The 16,570-nt window shown below is 64.3% G+C and carries 19 protein-coding genes and 1 pseudogene; 10 read left to right on the forward strand and 10 right to left on the reverse strand.

What is annotated here, in order from left to right; translation table 11 throughout:
* Window positions 1-230 precede the first annotated feature (230 nt).
* The 6 genes and pseudogenes from EWV35_RS03475 to EWV35_RS03500 form a co-directional block, all read right to left on the reverse strand.
* Window positions 231-896 carry a CueP family metal-binding protein gene (locus EWV35_RS03475; RefSeq protein ID WP_193554066.1) on the reverse strand — a complete coding sequence of 222 codons (666 nt, stop codon included), beginning with the start codon at window positions 894-896 and terminating at the stop codon, window positions 231-233.
* Window positions 897-1,104: 208 nt separating this feature from the next.
* Window positions 1,105-1,425: a metal-sensitive transcriptional regulator gene (locus EWV35_RS03480; protein WP_193554067.1), complete on the reverse strand. Its 321-nt coding sequence runs from the start codon at window positions 1,423-1,425 to the stop codon at window positions 1,105-1,107.
* Window positions 1,426-1,436: 11 nt separating this feature from the next.
* Window positions 1,437-3,590: a heavy metal translocating P-type ATPase gene (locus EWV35_RS03485; RefSeq protein ID WP_129658141.1), complete on the reverse strand. Its 2,154-nt coding sequence runs from the start codon at window positions 3,588-3,590 to the stop codon at window positions 1,437-1,439.
* Window positions 3,591-3,615: 25 nt separating this feature from the next.
* Window positions 3,616-4,200, reverse strand: a complete 585-nt coding sequence (locus tag EWV35_RS03490) for a YdhK family protein (RefSeq protein ID WP_129658143.1) — start codon at window positions 4,198-4,200, stop codon at window positions 3,616-3,618.
* Between the two features lie 155 nt (window positions 4,201-4,355).
* The gene (locus EWV35_RS03495; protein WP_193554074.1) at window positions 4,356-4,628 is read right to left on the reverse strand and encodes a hypothetical protein; all 273 of its coding nucleotides are present in this window, start codon (window positions 4,626-4,628) and stop codon (window positions 4,356-4,358) included.
* Between the two features lie 50 nt (window positions 4,629-4,678).
* Window positions 4,679-6,635 (reverse strand): annotated as a pseudogene (locus EWV35_RS03500) (heavy metal translocating P-type ATPase).
* 80 nt (window positions 6,636-6,715) lie between these two features.
* On the opposite strand from EWV35_RS03500, the gene EWV35_RS03505 reads away from it, so the two are divergent.
* From EWV35_RS03505 to EWV35_RS03545, 9 genes are all read left to right on the forward strand, one after another.
* Window positions 6,716-7,315, forward strand: coding sequence for a MutS-related protein (locus tag EWV35_RS03505; protein WP_129658146.1), 600 nt, complete (start codon window positions 6,716-6,718; stop codon window positions 7,313-7,315).
* Window positions 7,299-8,333: a cation diffusion facilitator family transporter gene (locus tag EWV35_RS03510; RefSeq protein WP_129658148.1), complete on the forward strand. Its 1,035-nt coding sequence runs from the start codon at window positions 7,299-7,301 to the stop codon at window positions 8,331-8,333. The genes EWV35_RS03505 and EWV35_RS03510 overlap by 17 nt, the downstream gene beginning before the upstream one ends.
* Before the next feature lie 145 nt (window positions 8,334-8,478).
* Window positions 8,479-8,892 carry a hypothetical protein gene (locus EWV35_RS03515; RefSeq protein WP_129658150.1) on the forward strand — a complete coding sequence of 138 codons (414 nt, stop codon included), beginning with the start codon at window positions 8,479-8,481 and terminating at the stop codon, window positions 8,890-8,892.
* Between the two features lie 23 nt (window positions 8,893-8,915).
* Window positions 8,916-9,422: a universal stress protein gene (locus EWV35_RS03520; RefSeq protein WP_129658152.1), complete on the forward strand. Its 507-nt coding sequence runs from the start codon at window positions 8,916-8,918 to the stop codon at window positions 9,420-9,422.
* Window positions 9,423-10,151 (forward strand): 2,3-bisphosphoglycerate-dependent phosphoglycerate mutase, encoded by a 729-nt coding sequence (locus tag EWV35_RS03525; protein WP_129658154.1) that lies wholly within the window; start codon window positions 9,423-9,425, stop codon window positions 10,149-10,151.
* 1 nt (window position 10,152) lies between these two features.
* Window positions 10,153-11,433 carry a phosphopyruvate hydratase gene (gene eno, locus EWV35_RS03530; protein WP_129658156.1) on the forward strand — a complete coding sequence of 427 codons (1,281 nt, stop codon included), beginning with the start codon at window positions 10,153-10,155 and terminating at the stop codon, window positions 11,431-11,433.
* A complete protein-coding gene (locus EWV35_RS03535; RefSeq protein WP_193554068.1) occupies window positions 11,430-11,933 on the forward strand; it encodes a fluoride efflux transporter FluC in 504 nt (167 codons plus the stop codon). The genes eno and EWV35_RS03535 overlap by 4 nt, the downstream gene beginning before the upstream one ends.
* A gap of 1 nt (window position 11,934) precedes the next feature.
* Window positions 11,935-12,312, forward strand: a complete 378-nt coding sequence (gene crcB / locus EWV35_RS03540; RefSeq protein ID WP_129658158.1) for a fluoride efflux transporter CrcB — start codon at window positions 11,935-11,937, stop codon at window positions 12,310-12,312.
* A gap of 144 nt (window positions 12,313-12,456) precedes the next feature.
* Window positions 12,457-13,020 carry a histidine phosphatase family protein gene (locus EWV35_RS03545; protein WP_129658160.1) on the forward strand — a complete coding sequence of 188 codons (564 nt, stop codon included), beginning with the start codon at window positions 12,457-12,459 and terminating at the stop codon, window positions 13,018-13,020.
* A 77-nt stretch (window positions 13,021-13,097) separates the two neighbouring features.
* Here the strand turns inward: EWV35_RS03545 and EWV35_RS03550 are convergent, their stop codons facing one another.
* Window positions 13,098-14,084, reverse strand: a complete 987-nt coding sequence (locus EWV35_RS03550; protein WP_129658162.1) for an aldo/keto reductase — start codon at window positions 14,082-14,084, stop codon at window positions 13,098-13,100.
* A gap of 122 nt (window positions 14,085-14,206) precedes the next feature.
* Window positions 14,207-14,509 (reverse strand): SDR family oxidoreductase, encoded by a 303-nt coding sequence (locus EWV35_RS03555; RefSeq protein ID WP_202976018.1) that lies wholly within the window; start codon window positions 14,507-14,509, stop codon window positions 14,207-14,209.
* A gap of 182 nt (window positions 14,510-14,691) precedes the next feature.
* Between EWV35_RS03555 and EWV35_RS03565 the strand changes: the two genes are divergently transcribed.
* Window positions 14,692-14,994: a hypothetical protein gene (locus tag EWV35_RS03565; RefSeq protein WP_129658164.1), complete on the forward strand. Its 303-nt coding sequence runs from the start codon at window positions 14,692-14,694 to the stop codon at window positions 14,992-14,994.
* Between the two features lie 245 nt (window positions 14,995-15,239).
* Here EWV35_RS03565 and EWV35_RS03570 read toward each other — a convergent pair whose 3' ends face one another.
* Window positions 15,240-16,190 (reverse strand): quinone oxidoreductase family protein, encoded by a 951-nt coding sequence (locus EWV35_RS03570; RefSeq protein WP_129658166.1) that lies wholly within the window; start codon window positions 16,188-16,190, stop codon window positions 15,240-15,242.
* A 95-nt stretch (window positions 16,191-16,285) separates the two neighbouring features.
* Window positions 16,286-16,570 (reverse strand): SDR family oxidoreductase (locus tag EWV35_RS03575; protein ID WP_129658168.1); only part of this gene is annotated, 285 nt, incomplete at its 5' end.

The following is a 16,570-nucleotide window of genomic DNA, read 5'->3' on the forward strand; positions in this document are numbered from 1 at the left end:
CGTGCCTCGGTAGAGGAAGTTTTCGGATGCAGGAGGCCGCCACCGACCGGAGAGAGCCCCGATGGCCGATGAAAGCCGTTCCGCGCGGTACTTGACCGCCAGTCTCGCTGCGGTCTCCAGCTATTCCGCGCGGCAGGTACGCGATCGTAAATTACTCAACGTGATCCACCGGCGGCACGGGATCCCAATGGTACCGCCCGCCCGGCTCTGAGGTCCTCAGCGACTGGGCCTCAGGTCAGTTGAAGGGTGGTTAAGCAGGTGGGGTCGTCCGATCGGGTCGAGATGGCTTGGGTGCCGCTGCGTCCGTCGGCGGTGATTACGAGGGTCGCGTCGATGCCGCGGGGCAGCCAGAGCCCGACGAATCCGTTGTCGCAGGTCGTGAGCGTCTCATCGAGCACGGTCTTGTTGGTTGCGGTGTCGATCACGGTGACCTCGATGTCGGTGTTCCGTAGTTCTCCTTGACAGGTGGTGAGGCTGTGTAATGAGCATTCATGGGTCTGTCGGATGTAAGGGGCGACGGAGACGTAGAACTCATCGTCGGGCATCGACAGCGTCGCCTTCGTTCTCTGCTGCTCGTCGGCCAGGGCAAGGCGGTCAGGCTGGACTGACGCCATCAGCTCGGCCGGACGTTGTGCGACTCGCATTGTGTCCAGTCGGTCAATGACTTCTCGTGTGTCGAGCCCGTCCAAGTCATGCTCAGATAAAAGTGTTGGCTGAGATTGTGCGGAAGGGGAGGCGTCTGGAGCAACGCCGGCGCAACCACTGAGCAGCAGAATGGCGCTGATGGTCATCGCGGCGATGACCGCGAAATGCTTCAAGCGGCTTGTCGAAGGGTGGGCGGATGTGGTGAAGGGAGTTGGCGTGACTCGTTCTTGCCTCGAGTAGATGGTGTTCATAGTGCCGGGCCCGGCCTCGCGACCGAGACCGATGCCAGCCAGGAGTGCTGTTCATGCCGTCATGGATCATTCTGGTGGGCCGTGCGCGACTGATGCGCTGGCCTCTGCGGATTTGGCCCGGCGGCACAGAGATACGGTGCAGGCAGCATCGTCGGTGAATCCGTCATGGTCCAACGGTCGGGCCCTACGCTGGCGCAATCACACGTCGTCACGAGCGCATGAGCCGGCTGATGGCCTCGCTGGCCTCTTGGAGTTTGACTTCGGCCTCGTCGTCTCCGAGCTTGGCGGCGTCGAGGACGCAGTGCATGAGGTGGTCGTCGAGGAGCCCCTTGGCCACTCCCTGCAGGGCCCGGTTCAGGGCGCTGACCTGGGTGAGGATGTCGATGCAGTATTTCTCCTCGTCGATCATCTTGGAGATGCCGCGGGCCTGGCCCTCGATGCGGCTCATGCGCCGCAGGTAGCGGTCCTTGTCGCTGATATAGCCGTGCTGGTGGGTCTCGGCTGCTGTGGTCTCGGTCTCGTCGGTCATGGGTTCGTCCTTCACTTCTGGCGCTCCAGGACGGAGCGGGTGCTGGCTTCGGGTCTGAGGTCGATGCGCCGCAGCAGCTGGGCGTTGAGCGCGACGACCACGGTGGACAGCGACATCAGGATCGCTCCGACCGACATCGGCAGCACGAAGCCGACGGGGGCGAGCACACCTGCTGCCAAAGGGACGGACAGCAGGTTGTATCCGGCGGCCCACCACAGATTCTGCTTCATTTTCCGATACGCGGCGCGGGAGAGCTCGATGACGGAGAGCACGCTGCGGGGGTCGGAGCTGGCGAGGATGACCCCGGCTGAGGCGATGGCGACGTCGGTGCCGGCACCGATCGCGATGCCGACGTCGGCTTGGGCAAGGGCGGGGGCGTCGTTGACGCCGTCGCCGACCATCGCTACCTTCTTGCCCTCGTGCTGTAGCTGGGCGACCTTCGCGGACTTGTCCTCGGGGCGGACGCCGGCGAAGACGCGGTCGATGCCGAGCTCGCGGCCGACCTCGTTCGCGACGGCCTCGGCGTCGCCGGTGATCATGACGACCTCGACTCCGAGACTATGGAGGGCGTTGACGGCGTCGCGGGATTCGGCCCGGACTTTGTCGGCAAGTTTGAGACCGCCGATGACCTTGCCGTCCTGGAGGACGTGCAGGATGATCGCGCCTTCGGTCCGCCATTCGTCGGCGGTGGCTGTCTCGGGCTGTCCGGACTCCTCGAGCATCTGGGGTCCGCCGACGCGGATCTTCTGTCCGTCTACGGTCGCGGTGACCCCGACCGCCGGGGAGGACGTGAAGCCGGTTGCGTGTTCGATCCGTAGGTCGCGCTTTTGTGCAGCTGCGACGATGGCCCGAGCGAGCGGGTGCTCGCTGTCGACCTCCGCGGCGGTTGCCAAGGCGAGGACGGAGTTCTCGTCCAGGTCGCCGACCGGCTCGACGCCGGTGACAGTCGGCTCGCCCCGGGTTAGTGTGCCGGTCTTGTCGAAGAGCACCGCGTCGACCAGGCGCATCGACTCCAGTGCCAGGCGGTCCTTGACCAGGACGCCGCCGCGGGCGGCGCGCTCGGTGGCGATGGAGACTACGAGCGGGATCGCGAGCCCGAGGGCGTGGGGGCAGGCGATGACGAGCACGGTGACAGTGCGCACGACCGCGTCGTCGGGGTTCCCGGTCAGGGTCCAGATGGCGGCGGTGATCACGGCGGCTCCGAGGGCGAACCAGAACAGCCAGGCGGCGGCGCGGTCGGCGATGCGCTGGGCCCGCGAGGTGGAGCCCTGCGCTTCGGCGACGAGCCGGTTGATGCCTGCCAGGGCGGTGTCGTCGCCGGTGGCGGTGATCTCGACCCGCAGGCCGGAGTCGGTGGCCACGGTGCCGGCGGTGACCGGGTCGCCCTCGCCCCTGGAGACCGGCCGGGACTCGCCGGTAATCATGGACTCGTCCATGTCGGCGTGGCCGTCGATGATCGTGCCGTCGGCAGGGACGCTGCCGCCGGGGCGGACGATGACGATGTCGCCGACGCGCAGGTCGGCGGGGTCGACCCCCACGACCTCGTCGCCCTCGACCCGCTCGGCCTCGTCGGGCAGCAGCGCGGCCAGGGAATCCAGGGCCGAGGTGGTCTGGGCCAGGGAGCGCATCTCGATCCAGTGGCCCAGCAGCATGATGACGATCAGCAGCGCCAGTTCCCACCAGAACTCGAGCTCGTGGTGGACGAGCCCGATGGTCGCGGCCCAGGAGGCGAGGAAGGCCACAGTGATTCCGAGGCTGATCAAGAGCATCATTCCCGGTTTGCGACTCTTCAGCTCGCTCCAGCCGCCAGTGAGGAACGGCCGGCCGCCCCAGACGTACATGACGGTGCCGAGGACCGGCGCGATCCAGGTCGCCCACCCGGACACCGAATAGCCCATGAGTATGCCGAACATGGGGGAGAAGCCGACGACGGGGACGGCGGTGACGAGGTTGATCCAGAACAGCCGCCGGAACTGGCCCACGTGGTCCCCGTGACCGGCATGGCCATCGTGACCGGAATGGTCTCCGTGGTCTATCGAGTGGTCCTCGTGCCCCGCGTGCGTGCCGGCCCCATGGTCATGCTCCGGCGTCGCGGCCGTGTGGTGGCCGTCGTGCGGCCCCTCCTCGGTGGGGGCGGCGTGGTGGTGTGCGTTCGGATCCGTCATCGTCTTCCTCCCTCTTGCGGCCGGCTCAGGAGGCCGGCTGGATCTCGCTCTCGACGACCCACTTGTGGTTGGTCATCGTCATACCGTCGGCCTCGTAGTCGACCATGTAGACGGTCTGGTCGGTAGAGGAAGCGATGGTGGCCTTCGCGCCGTCCATGCCCTCCATGTGCTTGGCGAGCAGCGTGACCTCGGCGCCGTCGGCCAGTCGCTGGTCGCCGGCGTCCTTGAGCTCCTCCTGCACGACCCACTTGTGGTCCTTGACGGGGTCTCCGCCGGTGGTGGGCGTGAAGTTCACGGCGTAGGTGTAGGTCTCGTAGGCCCCGGCGATCGTGGCCTTCGCGCCGTCCATGCCTTCCATGTGGTCGGCGGTCAGCGTCACGTCGGTGCCCACGGGGTACTTGGGGGAAGGAGCGTCTTTGATGCCTGCCGGCGCGGAGCCGCCGTCCATCGGATGTTCCATCCCGTCGTCACTGGCTGCCGGACTGCTCGTCTCGTGTCCCTCGTGCTGGCCCGTCGACTGGCCTTGGTCTCCGCCAGTGCTGCAGCCGGTCAGTACCAGGGCTGCGCCGAGGGCTCCTGCGGCCACAGTTGTCGTCAATCGCTTCTTCACGTGGGCTCCTTCTCGTTCTGCTGGGTAAGTTCGTCGTGTCTACGTTATACCCCACCGGGGTATGAGTCGAATGCCAGTGTGTCGCTGGCAGGGGCATTGGTCAGGGGCGTGACCGCGGGCTCGCTAGGGCCGTTGCGCGGCCCCGGCGGTTGGAATCAGGCCATGTTGGCTGCATAGGTGGCGGGGTCGGAGTCGAAGGTCGGGCCGCAGCCGGCGCAGCAGAACCAGTAGCGCTGGCCCTCGAAGTCGCGGAACAGGCCCTTTGCCTCGGCGTCGGTCTCGCTGACCGGGCTGCCGACCATGACGGGGCAGGTGGTCATGTCGTCGTCGCCGGCGAGAAGGTTCTCGCGGCCATCGGCGACAGCGGCCGGGTTCGTAGGGCTGGCGGTGCTGCAGCAGTCGGCGGCGGTCGGGGTTTCGTTCGTCATCATTCTCCAAATGCCTTTCGTTCGCTTCTTCGGATGGTGGGTGAGTGGCGTCACTGCTTGACGGTGCCGCGGAATCCGCGCAGGCGCAGGCTGTTGCCGATGACGAAGACGGATGAGAATGCCATCGCCGTGCCGGCGAGCATGGGGTTGAGCATGCCCAGGGCCGCGACCGGGATAGCCGCGACGTTGTAGGCAAAGGCCCAGAACAGGTTGGTTTTGATCGTCGACAGGGTCTTACGCGACGGGCGGATCGCGTCGACGGCGGCCCGCAGGTCGCCGCGGACCAGGGTGATGTCGGAGGCCTCGATGGCGACGTCGGTGCCGGTGCCCATCGTGAGTCCCAAGTCGGCCTGTGCGAGGGCGGGAGCGTCGTTGACGCCGTCGCGGACCATCGCCACGACCTTGCACTCGCGCTGGAGGCGGGTGACGACATCGACCTTGTCTTTGGGCAGGACCTCGGCGATGACCTCGTCGATGCCGACCTCGGCGGCGATTCGCCGGGCCACGGCCTCGTTGTCACCGGTCAGCAGCACCGGTGTCAGGCCGAGCGCCTTCAGACCGACGATCGCGTCGGCGCTGGTGGGGTTGATCGCATCGGCGACGATGAGGATCCCGCGGGCCTTCCCGTCCCAGCCGATGACGACGACGGTCTTGCCCTTGCCTTTCGGCCTCGGCCTTGGCGGCTGCGACTTCGGGGAGAGGTGCTGGGACCAGTCGGCCAGCAGCGATTCGCGGCCGACCAGGACAGCGGTGCCGACCAGCAGTGCTGTCGGGGTCCCCAATCCGAGTGCGCAGGGGGCAGGCGATCACGAGGACAGCGACTGCCGCGGTGAAGGCCGCGGTGACCGGGAATCCGGATCCCTGCCAGGCCCCGAGGGTGGCGACGGCGATGACGATGACGATGGGCACGAAGACTCCGGAGATCCGGTCGGCCAGGCGCTGGACGGCGGCCTTGCCGGTCTGGGCGTCCTCGACGAGCTTGGCCATCTGCGCCAATTGCGTGTTGGACCTAACGCGGGTGGCGCGGACCACGAGCCGTCCACCGGCTTTGACCGTCGCGCCCGTCACCGGATCGCCGCCTGCGACCTCGACGGGCACGGATTCGCCGGTGAGCATCGAGGTGTCCACGGCGGAGGTGCCCGAGACCACTATTCCGTCGGTGGCGATCTTCTCGCCGGGGTGGACGACGAACTCGTCGCCGACGGCCAGTTCGGAGGTGGGGATCTTGACTTCGATGCCGTCGCGGAGGACGGCGACCTCCTTTGCGCCGAGCTCGAGCAGGGCCCGCAGTGCGGCACCGGCCTGGCGCTTGGCGCCCTTCTCGAAGTAGCGGCCGGCGAGGATGAACATCGTCACGCCCGCGCCGACCTCGAGGTAAATGTTGCCCGCCCCGTCCGACGGCGCCACGGAGAGCTCGAACGCATGCGTCATCCCCGGCATACCGGCGGTGCCGAAGAAGAGTGCCTACAGCGACCACAGGAACGCCGCCGAGGTGCCCATGGAGATCAGCGTGTCCATCGTCGCCGTGCCGTGCTTGAGGTTGGTCCAGGCCGCCTTGTGGAATGGCCAGGCCGCCCAGACGATGACCGGAGCGGCCAGGGCGAGAGGCCCACTGCCAGTAGGTGAACTGCAGGGCCGGGATCATTGCCAGCGCGATCACCGGGATGGTGAGCACGACCGAGCCGATCAGCCGGTGCTTGAGCGAGGTCAGCTGGGGGTCTAGGCCTTCGTCCTCCACGGTAGTCTGTTCGGCGGGTTTCGCGTCCTCGGGCTCCGGGAGCGCGGCGGTGTAGCCGGTCTTCTCTACCTCGGCGATGAGCAGCGCCGGGTCGTAGCCGTCGGGCGCGGTGACCTTGGCCTTCTCGGTGGCGTAGTTGACGCTGGCGGTCACGCCGTCGAGCTTGTTGAGCTTGCCCTCGATGCGGTTCGCGCACGAGGCGCAGGTCATCCCCCCCCGACTTCGAGTTCGATGTCCGCATCTGCGACGACAGGTGCTGTGGTGTCCACTGCGCTTCCTTTCTGTTCTTCTTCCCCGACGACTCTGATGGGACGTCGGGGTACCCGTTGGCGGGTTACCGGACCGGTGCTTGGCACTGCGCACCGCAACGGCACCGGTCGGCAACACCGTCGGCATCCGCACGGGAAGCCTGTTGGTGATCACTGGGGCCAATCTCGGCGGGAAATCCACGCTGCTGCGAGCACTCGCAACCGCTCAACTGATGATGCAGGCCGGGATGAGAACCCCGTCCGAGCAGTTCGCCGCCGTCCCGGTCGGCCGGATCTTGACTCACTGGGCACGCGAAGAAGACACCGGACTCACCCACGGCAAACTCGACGAGGAACTCGACCGTATGGAACAGATCGTCGCCGACATCGGCTCGGGTGATCTGCTGCTGTGCAGCGAATCGTTTGCCTCCACCAACGAGGCCGAGGGGTCCCAGATCGTCATGGAAGTGACCAGTGCCCTGGTTCATGCCGGCGTCCAGGTACGCTCGGTCACCCACCTCTACGACTTCGCCCATGCCGTCGCCGATGACGACTCACTGTCAGCAGTATTCCTGCGCGCCTCGCGGGCCGGTACCGGCCGGCGCAGCTTCGTGTTGGAGCCTGGCCCACCACTTCTCACCAATCACGGCCTTGACCGCTTCGATCGTACGTTCGGAACGCGCTATGCCGACCTCGAATAGCGACACCTCCGACCAGGATCAGACCACTCGCAGGAGCGTGCGCATCGCATTAGCGGCGAACGTGGTCATCGTGACTGTGAAGATCATCGCCGGGATTCTCACCCGTTTCCCCGCGTCGTTATCGGAAGCTGCTCACTCGGCTGCCGACACTCTCAATGAGGTGTTCCTACTCATTGCCGTCGCCGGTTCGCAACGCGATGCGTACGCTGCCCATCCCTTCGGTTATGGCAAAGCCCGCTACTTCTACGTGATGCTCGCAGCCATGGGCATCTCCGTCACCGGTGCCTGTTTCTGGCTCTACCAGGCCATTGCCACCCTCGTCAGCGGCATCGCACACACTGACTTGTTCGCCCTGGCCTATACGGTCCTGGCGATCTCTTGCGCCGCCGACGGGATCTCCTTGGTACGCGCAACCAGGCAGTCCTGGATCCAAGTCGAACCCAGACCATCACGGCTACGACGACTATTCGGTGCTGAACGCGACCCAGCGCTCTCGACCGTTCTCACCGAGGATTCCACGGCTGTTGCCGGTGTCATCCTCGCCGCCGGCGGTCTTGGGGCCCACCAGTTCACCGGCGACGGTCGCTATGAAGGCATCGCGTCGCTGTTGATTGCCGTACTACTCGGATACGCCGCAATTCGGCTGGGACATCGCTCCGAAGCCCTGATCATCGGTCAAGCCGCCGATCCCGCACTCGTCCGCGACATCTATCTCGCCTTGGATGCTCGAGAAGAAGTCGACATGATCCTCGAACTGCTGACCATGCGCATGGGTCCTGATGCAGTGCTCCTGGCTGTTCGCGTCGGCTTAGCCGGCGGGTTCGATTCCGGCGAAGTCGAAGCCGCTTCGGGACGAATCACACACACTTTGCACGTCCGGTGCCCCGTCCTCGAACAAATTTTTCTCGATATCACCGACGCCACCGACGAAGACCGCGACGTGGCAGCTCGAAGACGCAGGCAACTCATCGACGAACGGGGCCGGGAATCCGACCGAAAGGTCAGTTTTCGGAAGTGATCTGTCGCATATTCGCAGAGTTGTGGCAAGATGTATACAGACGTTGCGACGTCACGGCGGTGGGGCTCGCCGTACCCAACCTCGGAATTCCCGACAACAGTCCCTACCTCGACAGCATTCGTGCGCCCGACGGTAGGAGACCCCGGTGATAAGTCATATCGCGGCAGCAGCCGTCGCCGATCTGGGATCCGCGGGTCTCATCACGCTCCTGGCAGGAATCCTATGCGGAGGTCTTCTCCGAATACTCGTGTCGCGACTCGGCGGAACGGACCCCCGTCGTACGAAAGTCTGGATTCTGGAACTCGTAGCCGTCTTCGCTCTCGCCAACCTGCTGGGAATCTCATTCGCCACTGCCCTCGATCCTGTTTCAATCGGCCCAATTCTGGGGTCCGCACTCACCACATACGCCGGAGCCAGCGCTGGTTTCGGATACCTCGGCGGTCGTGAACTTGATCCTCCCGACCCGTGGCGGTGGGCGATCGCCCATTTCATTACCCGTTTCATCGTCAGCACCACCGGAATTACCACCAGTGTGTTTGCCATCAACAGTCTCGGATGAGTCCACTCGAAGGAGCAGAAACCATGGACCACGACAAAACCCACATCATCATTGGCATCGTCGCCGGGCAACGAGCCGTTCTCGCCCAGGCGGCAACATTTGCCGAACAGTTTGACGCGGACCTTGTCTGCGTCTCCGTCGACAGTTCCCACTATACGGTCAACAACCCCGACGGCACGGTCGTCACCATGCCCATCGACCCCGACCTCACCGACGACTATGACGTTCAACGTTTTGACCCTGATCTACGGGCTTCGATAGAAGCCGTCATGGAGAACAGTCCGATCGAGTGGTCCGTACGTGCACTCGCGGGTGGACCCTCGGTCGAACTTGCCAGGGTCGCAGACGAACTGGACGCGGCAATGATCGTCGTCGGTACCCGCGAGACAGGCTTCAAAGGCACAATGCGCGAATTCTTCAACGGCTCCGTTGCCGTTCAACTGGCCCATCACCAGCATCGACCAGTCGTCGTGGTTCCGCTGAATCCGGTGACCGTCGACAGCGACCTGCCATGGGAAAGCGATGAGTAGATGAGTGGCACACTCATTCTGCTGCGTCACGGCCAAAGCCAGACCAACGCCGCCGGACTGTTCACCGGGTTGCTCGACACTGAATTGACTGATGCTGGACGCAATGAGGCAATGCATGCAGCCGAGCTTCTCACCGCTGCCCAGCTGTCGCCGGACATCTGGTTGTACTCTCCGCTGCTGTGCGCACGGCAGACTGCCGAGATCCTTGCGACTGTCATGCCTCAACGGCCTGATTGCATCACCGATGATTGGCGGCTGGCTGAACGCAACTACGGCGCGTTGACTGGCTGCAGCAAACACGAAGTTCTGGATGAATACGGCGAGGAGAGATTCCGCACTTGGCGACGTTCGCTCCACGTCGAACCTCCGGCAATGTCACGGACACAACGAGGCGCACTCGATCACGTCCCGGACGCTCTGGGACTGACTGAGTCACTGCATGACGTGATTGTGCGCGTCACCGATGTCTGGCACGAACGCATCGAACCAGTCCTGAAACAGGATGAGGCCATCCTGATCAAGGCGCACGGAAACTCTCTACGTGCTCTATGCACCGTTATCGATCAACTCGATGAAAGGGAAGTCCGAGACCTCAATGTCCCAACTGGCTACCCTTTGCTTTACGAAATCGACGAAGAGAGCCGACCGCTGATGCGTGGCGGTTATTATCTCGACCAGACCGCCGCGAAAGCCGCCGCGGTGACCATTGCCCGCGAGGGAGGAACCTGACATGTCTGAAACCGCCGCCCCCATCACGTTTACCGAGTTGACAGGTCGCACGATACTCGATTCGCGCGGCTGGCCCACTGTAGAAGTGCGCGCCCGACTTGACGATGGCACATGCCTGGTCGCCTCCGCTCCGGCGGGAGCGTCCACGGGTAAGCACGAGGCCATCGAACTGCGCGATCACGATGATGCCTACTCCGGTCGTGGAGTGCGCGCTGCCGTGGCCGGTATCAACAACGACATTGCCGAGTTGGTCACTGGCCGCAGGTGGGAGACCATCACCGAATTTGACCGTGCGCTGCGTGAACTCGATGGCACCTCCGGCTATTCCAGGTTGGGCGCGAATGCCGTTGTTGCAATATCGATCACGGCTGCCCGGGCTTTCGCCCACAGTGCGGGCCTCGAACTGCACCAATGGATCGCCTGGCAATCCGGTTCGACACAGCGACTTCCTGTACCCCATTTCAACGTCCTCAACGGTGGAGCACATGCGGCGAACATACTCGACTTCCAGGAATTCATGATCGCTCCTGTCGGGGCGGACAACGAAGAGCACGCAATCGAGATCGGGGCAGAGATCTATCGCGCCCTCGCCGATCTCATACGCCACCGTTTCGGTAGCGCCGGTCTGGGAGACGAGGGCGGATTCGCCCCGCAGATCGAAGACCCCCGCGCTGCGCTCGATCTCCTGACCGAGGCTATCACCACTGCCGGATACACGCCGGGTGTAGAAGACGTCGCGATCGCCCTTGATCCTGCCGCGAACAGCTTCTATCTCGGTGCCGAAAAATACCACGTCAACGGACTCGACATAGGCCGCCGCCAGCTCGTTGACTATTACTGTGATCTTATCGCTTCGTATCCGATCCGCAGTATCGAAGACGGTTTCTCCGAAGAGGATCCCGACGGCTGGGTCGCGATGTACCAGGCCGCATCCGGTCGAATCCAGCTCGTTGGAGACGACCTCTACGTCACCGACCGAGATCTGATTCGTGAAGGTGCCGCACACGACTATTCGAACGCGGTACTGATCAAGCCAAATCAGGTCGGAACCGTCACCCAGACTCTGGAGGCAGTCGCTGCCGCTCGCGAGTCGGGCATGGCGTGTATGGTCTCTCACCGTTCCGGCGAGACGAGTGACTCCTTCATCGCTGACCTCGTCGTCGGCACCGGTGTCGGCCAGATCAAGTCCGGTGCGCCGGCCCGCGGCGAAAGGGTCGCGAAGTACAACCGTCTCGCGGAGATCGCCCTCGACCATCCCGATATCCCTTACGGACTCGTATGAACGACCCCACGTCCACAGACGGCAACCATCTTCCGGACGACCTGGACCTCGACGTCGATCAGTCACGAGGCGGCGATACCCGTGTCATTCACCTACACCCGATCTCTCTGGTCGTCGTGTTCGTCGGCGGAACGCTTGGCACTAGTGCCCGTGAAGGGCTGAGCCGGGCCTTTCCACCATTCAACGGCATCCCGTACGCGACCTTCGGTATCAATTTCGTGGGTGCCTTCCTGCTCGGCGTCGTTCTCGACGCGCTGGCTCGTCGCGGCTCCGACCAGGGACGGAGGCGGACTCTGCGGCTCTTGGTCGGCACCGGGTTCATCGGAGGATTCACCACCTACAGTGCCGTCGCCGCCGACAGCGCGAGCCTCATCGGCAGTGGGGAACCTGGTGCTGGGATCTCTTACGCGATCGCCACGGTCTTAGTCGGTGCCGTCGCGACCTGGGGTGGCATCGCCGTCGCAGCAGCTACCCACCGGCCAGTCAGCGAGGCAGATTGACATGACAGCACTCACATTCGTCCTGCTTTCGGTCGCCGGTGGTGTTGGTGCCGCGCTGAGACTGATGCTCGATGGCATCATCCGTTCTCGATCTCAGGGAATTATGCCTTGGGGTACGATCACCATCAATGTCACTGGATCTCTGCTTCTCGGTCTGCTCACTGGTCTCGCGACCGCTCACCTGATGCCAGAGGCATGGCATTTGGTCGTCGGATCGGGATTCCTCGGCGGATACACCACATTCTCCACCGCCAGCTTCGAAACAATCCGCCTCCTCCAAGAACGCAGATGGTTGATCGGCTTGTCCAACGGGCTCGGCACACTCATCTGTGCCACGAGTGCCGCAGGGCTTGGCCTGGGGGTAGGAACCCTCTTATGACTCTTCCACCCCGCGACAATCATTGGCAGCAACAATGATCCACTACCACCCAAAGAACGACTACAACCATGAGTTCCAAAGAACGAGGGGCCTTCTTCCTACGGCTCATTGATCTACTCCCACCTCGCCGAACGGAGCACCACCATGAGCAACATTTCCACTCACGTCCTGCTTGTCCGTCACGGGCAAACCGCTCTCAACGCCGAGGGCCGCCTCCGAGGCCTCGCTGACCCGGAACTCAATGCAGACGGAATCGAGCAGGCACGTGCAACCGCGCACTCCCTGCGTTCGCGCGGAATTGAGCGAGTGATTTCTAGCCCACTCAGCCGTGCCGTAGCAACGGGCGAAATCATTGCGAAGGTCAATAGCGTCAACCACACGATTGACCCGGCATTCACCGATCGCGACTATGCGTCATGGACCGGACACATCAAGACTGACGTGATCAAGCAATGGGGAAGAGTCGACAACGCCCCCGGCGTTGAGGCGCAGGATCGCGTTCTCGACCGTGCATGCGGGGGACTTAACATGCTTGCTCAGGGGCACGGCTTAGCTGTCATCGCGGTCGTCACTCACGATGCGGTCATCCGCCCCATTCTGACCAGGATTGATACCGGTGTCGAGCTGCGGGCAGACACTGGCTCCTGGGCTGAAATTGCCTACTCCGGAGACGGTTGGGCCATCGTTTCCGTTGACAACACCCCTTAGCACAGTTCCACGGCAACGTGTACCGACGCGCTATAGCCTGCGGTGCTCTGGTGCGTTTGGCCTCTCGGTTCCTGAGCTCAGCGGTCGATCCAGCTCTGCATGTTGTCGGGGTAGCGGGCGACATCCGTGTCGATGAGGGCGGAGGCGGCGGTGAGCTGCTCCAGTTCGCCGCGGGTAAGAGCGATCGACGCCGCGGCCGTGTTTTCCTCGAGGCGGTGGATCTTGGTGGTACCGGGGATGGGGATGATCCAGGACTGCTGGGCGAGCAGCCAGGCCAGCGCGACCTGGGCCGGAGTCGCCTGCCTGCGCTGGGCGATGGCCGCGAGCAGGTCCACGACCTGCGCTCCGTCCTTCAGGGCTTCTTCGCTGTAACGGGGCAGGTTGCCGCGAAGGTCTCCTTCGGCGAACGGCGTGGAGGCGTCGACAGTGCCGGTGAGCAGCCCTTTGCCAAGCGGGCTGAAAGGGACTAGGCCGATGCCCAGCTCCGCGAGGGTGGGAAGGATCTCGGCTTCGGGCTCGCGCCACCACAGGGAGTACTCGCTCTGCAGCGCGGCGACCGGCAGAACGGAATGGGCCCGGCGAATGGTTGAAACCCCGGCTTCGGAGAGGCCGAAGTGGGCAACCTTGCCCGCCTCGACGAGCTCCTTGACGGTGCCTGCGACGTCCTCGATCGGAACGTCGGGGTCAACGCGGTGCTGGTAGAGCAGGTCGATTTTGTCCACGCCGAGGCGGGACAGCGATGCGTCGACGGTCTTGCGGATGTCGTCGGGGGTGCTGTTCAGACCGGAGTCACGGTCGCCGTCGAAGTCGAAGCCGAACTTGGTGGAGATGGCGACCTGGTCGCGGACGGGGGCGAGGGCTTTGCCGACGAGTTCCTCGTTGACGAAGGGACCGTAGATCTGGGCGGTGTCGAAGAAGGTGATGCCGAGGTCGACGGCGCTGCGGATGACCTTGATGCCATGGGCGTCGTCGACGGGTTTGCCGTAGCCGTGGCTGAGGCCCATGCAGCCGAATCCGATCGCGGATACCTCAAGGCCGTCGCGGCCGAGCGTGCGGTTTTCCATGGTCCACTCCTTCTATTGCCGGCTGTGGGCGGTGGTGCTCTGCGTTTGTGCCAAGTCTAGGCATCGGTTCGTCGGTGAGGGAGGCACTGGCAGTTCCTCCTTCACCGATGGTGGAACCCCGCTCAGCCGAGTTGGTCGGTGGGGCGGAGCAGGACCTCGTTGATGGCCAGGTGCCGCGGCCGGGCAAGGACGAAGGCAATGATCTCGGCGACCTCGTCTGGCTTGACGGTGGCGGCGTCGTAGCCCTTCTGCACGGCCTCGCGGGTGGCCTCGTGGGTGATGTGGGTGGGCAGTTCGGTGTCGACGACGCCAGGTTCGATGAGCGTGACGCGGATGTCGGGCAGCAGCTCCTGGCGCAGGGATTCTGACCAGCCGTTGACGCCCCATTTGGTGGCGGCGTAGACGCCGTCTTCCCTCGACAACATGACTCCGCTAAGACGGAATCAGAAACGCCCTCTACTTTGATTGTCGCGCAGTAGCTAGGACCCTGGCGGACTCGAGTTCTCAAGACCCAGGGCCTTCTCTTCCCGGCCACCAATGCCGACTTCGACACCGCGTTCTACATCCAGCTCGCCGAGGGCTACTAACTGACCCGAGACGGCATGAAGTGGTTCTGGGACCAGTACACGAGCGACTCGGCCAAGCGGGCCGCGAAGTAGGCCTCGCTCCTGCAGGCGAGTCTCGACGACTTCGGAGCGCCCCGATCACCCGCAAGACGCTACCCGTCGATTATGGCACCACCGCCCTCGCGATCGGCGTGAGCTCAGGGCGGAGTTCGCCCATCCTCGTGGCCCGCAGCGAGGGCTGCCTGGCCGAGCTCGCCCGACAGGTCACGGTCGAGCAGGGAGCCAGCGTGACGGTCGCGGAGGCCGGACCCCGGTGCGGCCAGCTCGCTCGTCGCCGTGCTTGATCGCCGCGGCATCACCGTGAACTCGCTAGTCAAGTGCGCCGGATTCGGCTTGCACGGCGACGTCATCGCCCCCGAACACCGGCAACTGCACGCGATGGTCGCCGTCAACGTCGCCCCCACGAGTGCCAGCCCCGGGGTGAGACTTCGCCCTCCTCGCTGTCCTCGAGGGCTACACCCGGTGGCTGGCCCGCTCCCGCGCCTACCGGGCACATCGGCGGAGGCATTTATGGGCACGTCACGCGGTCTCAGCGGAAGTCGAGCACTACGCGTCCCCGCAAGCCTCCAGCCTCGATGAGTCGATGAGCCTCTACGGCCTGTGCGGCGGGGAACACTTGCGCGACACGTAGCGACAGAACACCTTCCTCCGCCAATCCCACCAGCTTCTCAAGTGTTGGGGTATCAGTAGAGGAGGTGCGAGCACGGATCGGGAGCACCTTGATGTCGCGGCCGGGCTCCCCATCCCACTCGCGCACGGTTGCCATGCGGCCACCGTTAGCCAGCGCCGGAAGTACCTTCTCATTTAGGAGCGCTGCGTCGACCAATCCGAGAATGCCGCCTGGCTCGAGAGAGAGAAAACGAGACGCAACTCCCGGTCCGCGCTCCACCACGTCATCAGCGCCAAAGCCGCGTACGAGCTGTACGTCGGAGTCCTTGGCATCGGCAATGACTCGCAGGCCGTCGCGCTTTGCCAAGGGGATCACGTAGCTTCCCAAGGTTCCAGCGGCTCCGGTCACTGCGAGCGTGTTCCCCGGGTCCAGCGCGACAGCGTCGACGGCCAAGCGGGCGGTCACGCCGTTCATCAGTAGCGTCGCTGCTGCAGTCGGGTCCGCACCTGTCGGAGCACGCACGACCGATTCGGCAGGGACCACGATTTGCTCTGCATACGCTCCATGGCTTCCATGGGGCACAACCATCGTCACTACCTGGAGTCCAGTCTGCAGCCGGTTGTCCACTCCTGGTCCGACCTGGTCGATGACGCCCGCGGCATCCATGCCCGGGACATAAGGCGGCGTGTCCGGCTGTCGGCCGGCGGCGACGACGATCGGCGCACCCGAGCGGATCAGCGTGTCGGTCGGATTCACCGCCGCAGCGTGGACCCGGACCCGAACCTGCCCCGGTCCGGCCTGCGGTGGTGGAAGTTCGAGTACTTCTAGCACCTCCGGGCCGCCGAATTTCTTGAGGCCTACTGCCCTCATCAGTCACTCCCTCATGTGTCGTACTGTGCAGCCGAATGTCTGGACGGCTCTTTCCTGGGTAAGAAAACGCGCCCTGGCCAGCAAGGTAGCTGGCCTTAGCCGGGTTGGTCGGTGGGGCGGAGCAGGACCTCGTTGATGGCCAGGTGCCGCGGCCGGGCAAGGACGAAGGCAATGATCTCGGCGACCTCGTCTGGCTTGACGGTGGCGGCGTCGTAGCCCTTCTGCACGGCCTCGCGGGTGGCCTCGTGGGTGATGTGGGTGGGCAGTTCGGTGTCGACGACGCCAGGTTCGATGAGCGTGACGCGGATGTCGGGCAGCAGCTCCTGGCGCAGGGATTCTGACCAGCCGTTGACGCCCCATTTGGTGGCGGCGTAGACGCC

Origin of the sequence: Rothia uropygialis (assembly GCF_004137765.1) — a bacterium.
Taxonomy (GTDB): domain Bacteria; phylum Actinomycetota; class Actinomycetes; order Actinomycetales; family Micrococcaceae; genus Rothia.

Excerpts from the sequence above, each read along its gene's own strand:
- EWV35_RS03475 (WP_193554066.1), bottom strand. The coding sequence starts at position 896 with ATGAACACCATCTACTCGAGGCAAGAACGAGTCACGCCAACTCCCTTC.
- EWV35_RS03480 (WP_193554067.1), bottom strand. The coding sequence starts at position 1,425 with ATGACCGACGAGACCGAGACCACAGCAGCCGAGACCCACCAGCACGGC.
- EWV35_RS03485 (WP_129658141.1), bottom strand. The coding sequence starts at position 3,590 with ATGACGGATCCGAACGCACACCACCACGCCGCCCCCACCGAGGAGGGG.
- EWV35_RS03495 (WP_193554074.1), bottom strand. The coding sequence starts at position 4,628 with ATGACGAACGAAACCCCGACCGCCGCCGACTGCTGCAGCACCGCCAGC.
- EWV35_RS03510 (WP_129658148.1), top strand. The coding sequence starts at position 7,299 with ATGCCGACCTCGAATAGCGACACCTCCGACCAGGATCAGACCACTCGC.
- EWV35_RS03520 (WP_129658152.1), top strand. The coding sequence starts at position 8,916 with ATGGACCACGACAAAACCCACATCATCATTGGCATCGTCGCCGGGCAA.
- EWV35_RS03525 (WP_129658154.1), top strand. The coding sequence starts at position 9,423 with ATGAGTGGCACACTCATTCTGCTGCGTCACGGCCAAAGCCAGACCAAC.
- eno (WP_129658156.1), top strand. The coding sequence starts at position 10,153 with ATGTCTGAAACCGCCGCCCCCATCACGTTTACCGAGTTGACAGGTCGC.
- EWV35_RS03535 (WP_193554068.1), top strand. The coding sequence starts at position 11,430 with ATGAACGACCCCACGTCCACAGACGGCAACCATCTTCCGGACGACCTG.
- crcB (WP_129658158.1), top strand. The coding sequence starts at position 11,935 with ATGACAGCACTCACATTCGTCCTGCTTTCGGTCGCCGGTGGTGTTGGT.
- EWV35_RS03545 (WP_129658160.1), top strand. The coding sequence starts at position 12,457 with ATGAGCAACATTTCCACTCACGTCCTGCTTGTCCGTCACGGGCAAACC.
- EWV35_RS03550 (WP_129658162.1), bottom strand. The coding sequence starts at position 14,084 with ATGGAAAACCGCACGCTCGGCCGCGACGGCCTTGAGGTATCCGCGATC.
- EWV35_RS03555 (WP_202976018.1), bottom strand. The coding sequence starts at position 14,509 with ATGTTGTCGAGGGAAGACGGCGTCTACGCCGCCACCAAATGGGGCGTC.
- EWV35_RS03570 (WP_129658166.1), bottom strand. The coding sequence starts at position 16,190 with ATGAGGGCAGTAGGCCTCAAGAAATTCGGCGGCCCGGAGGTGCTAGAA.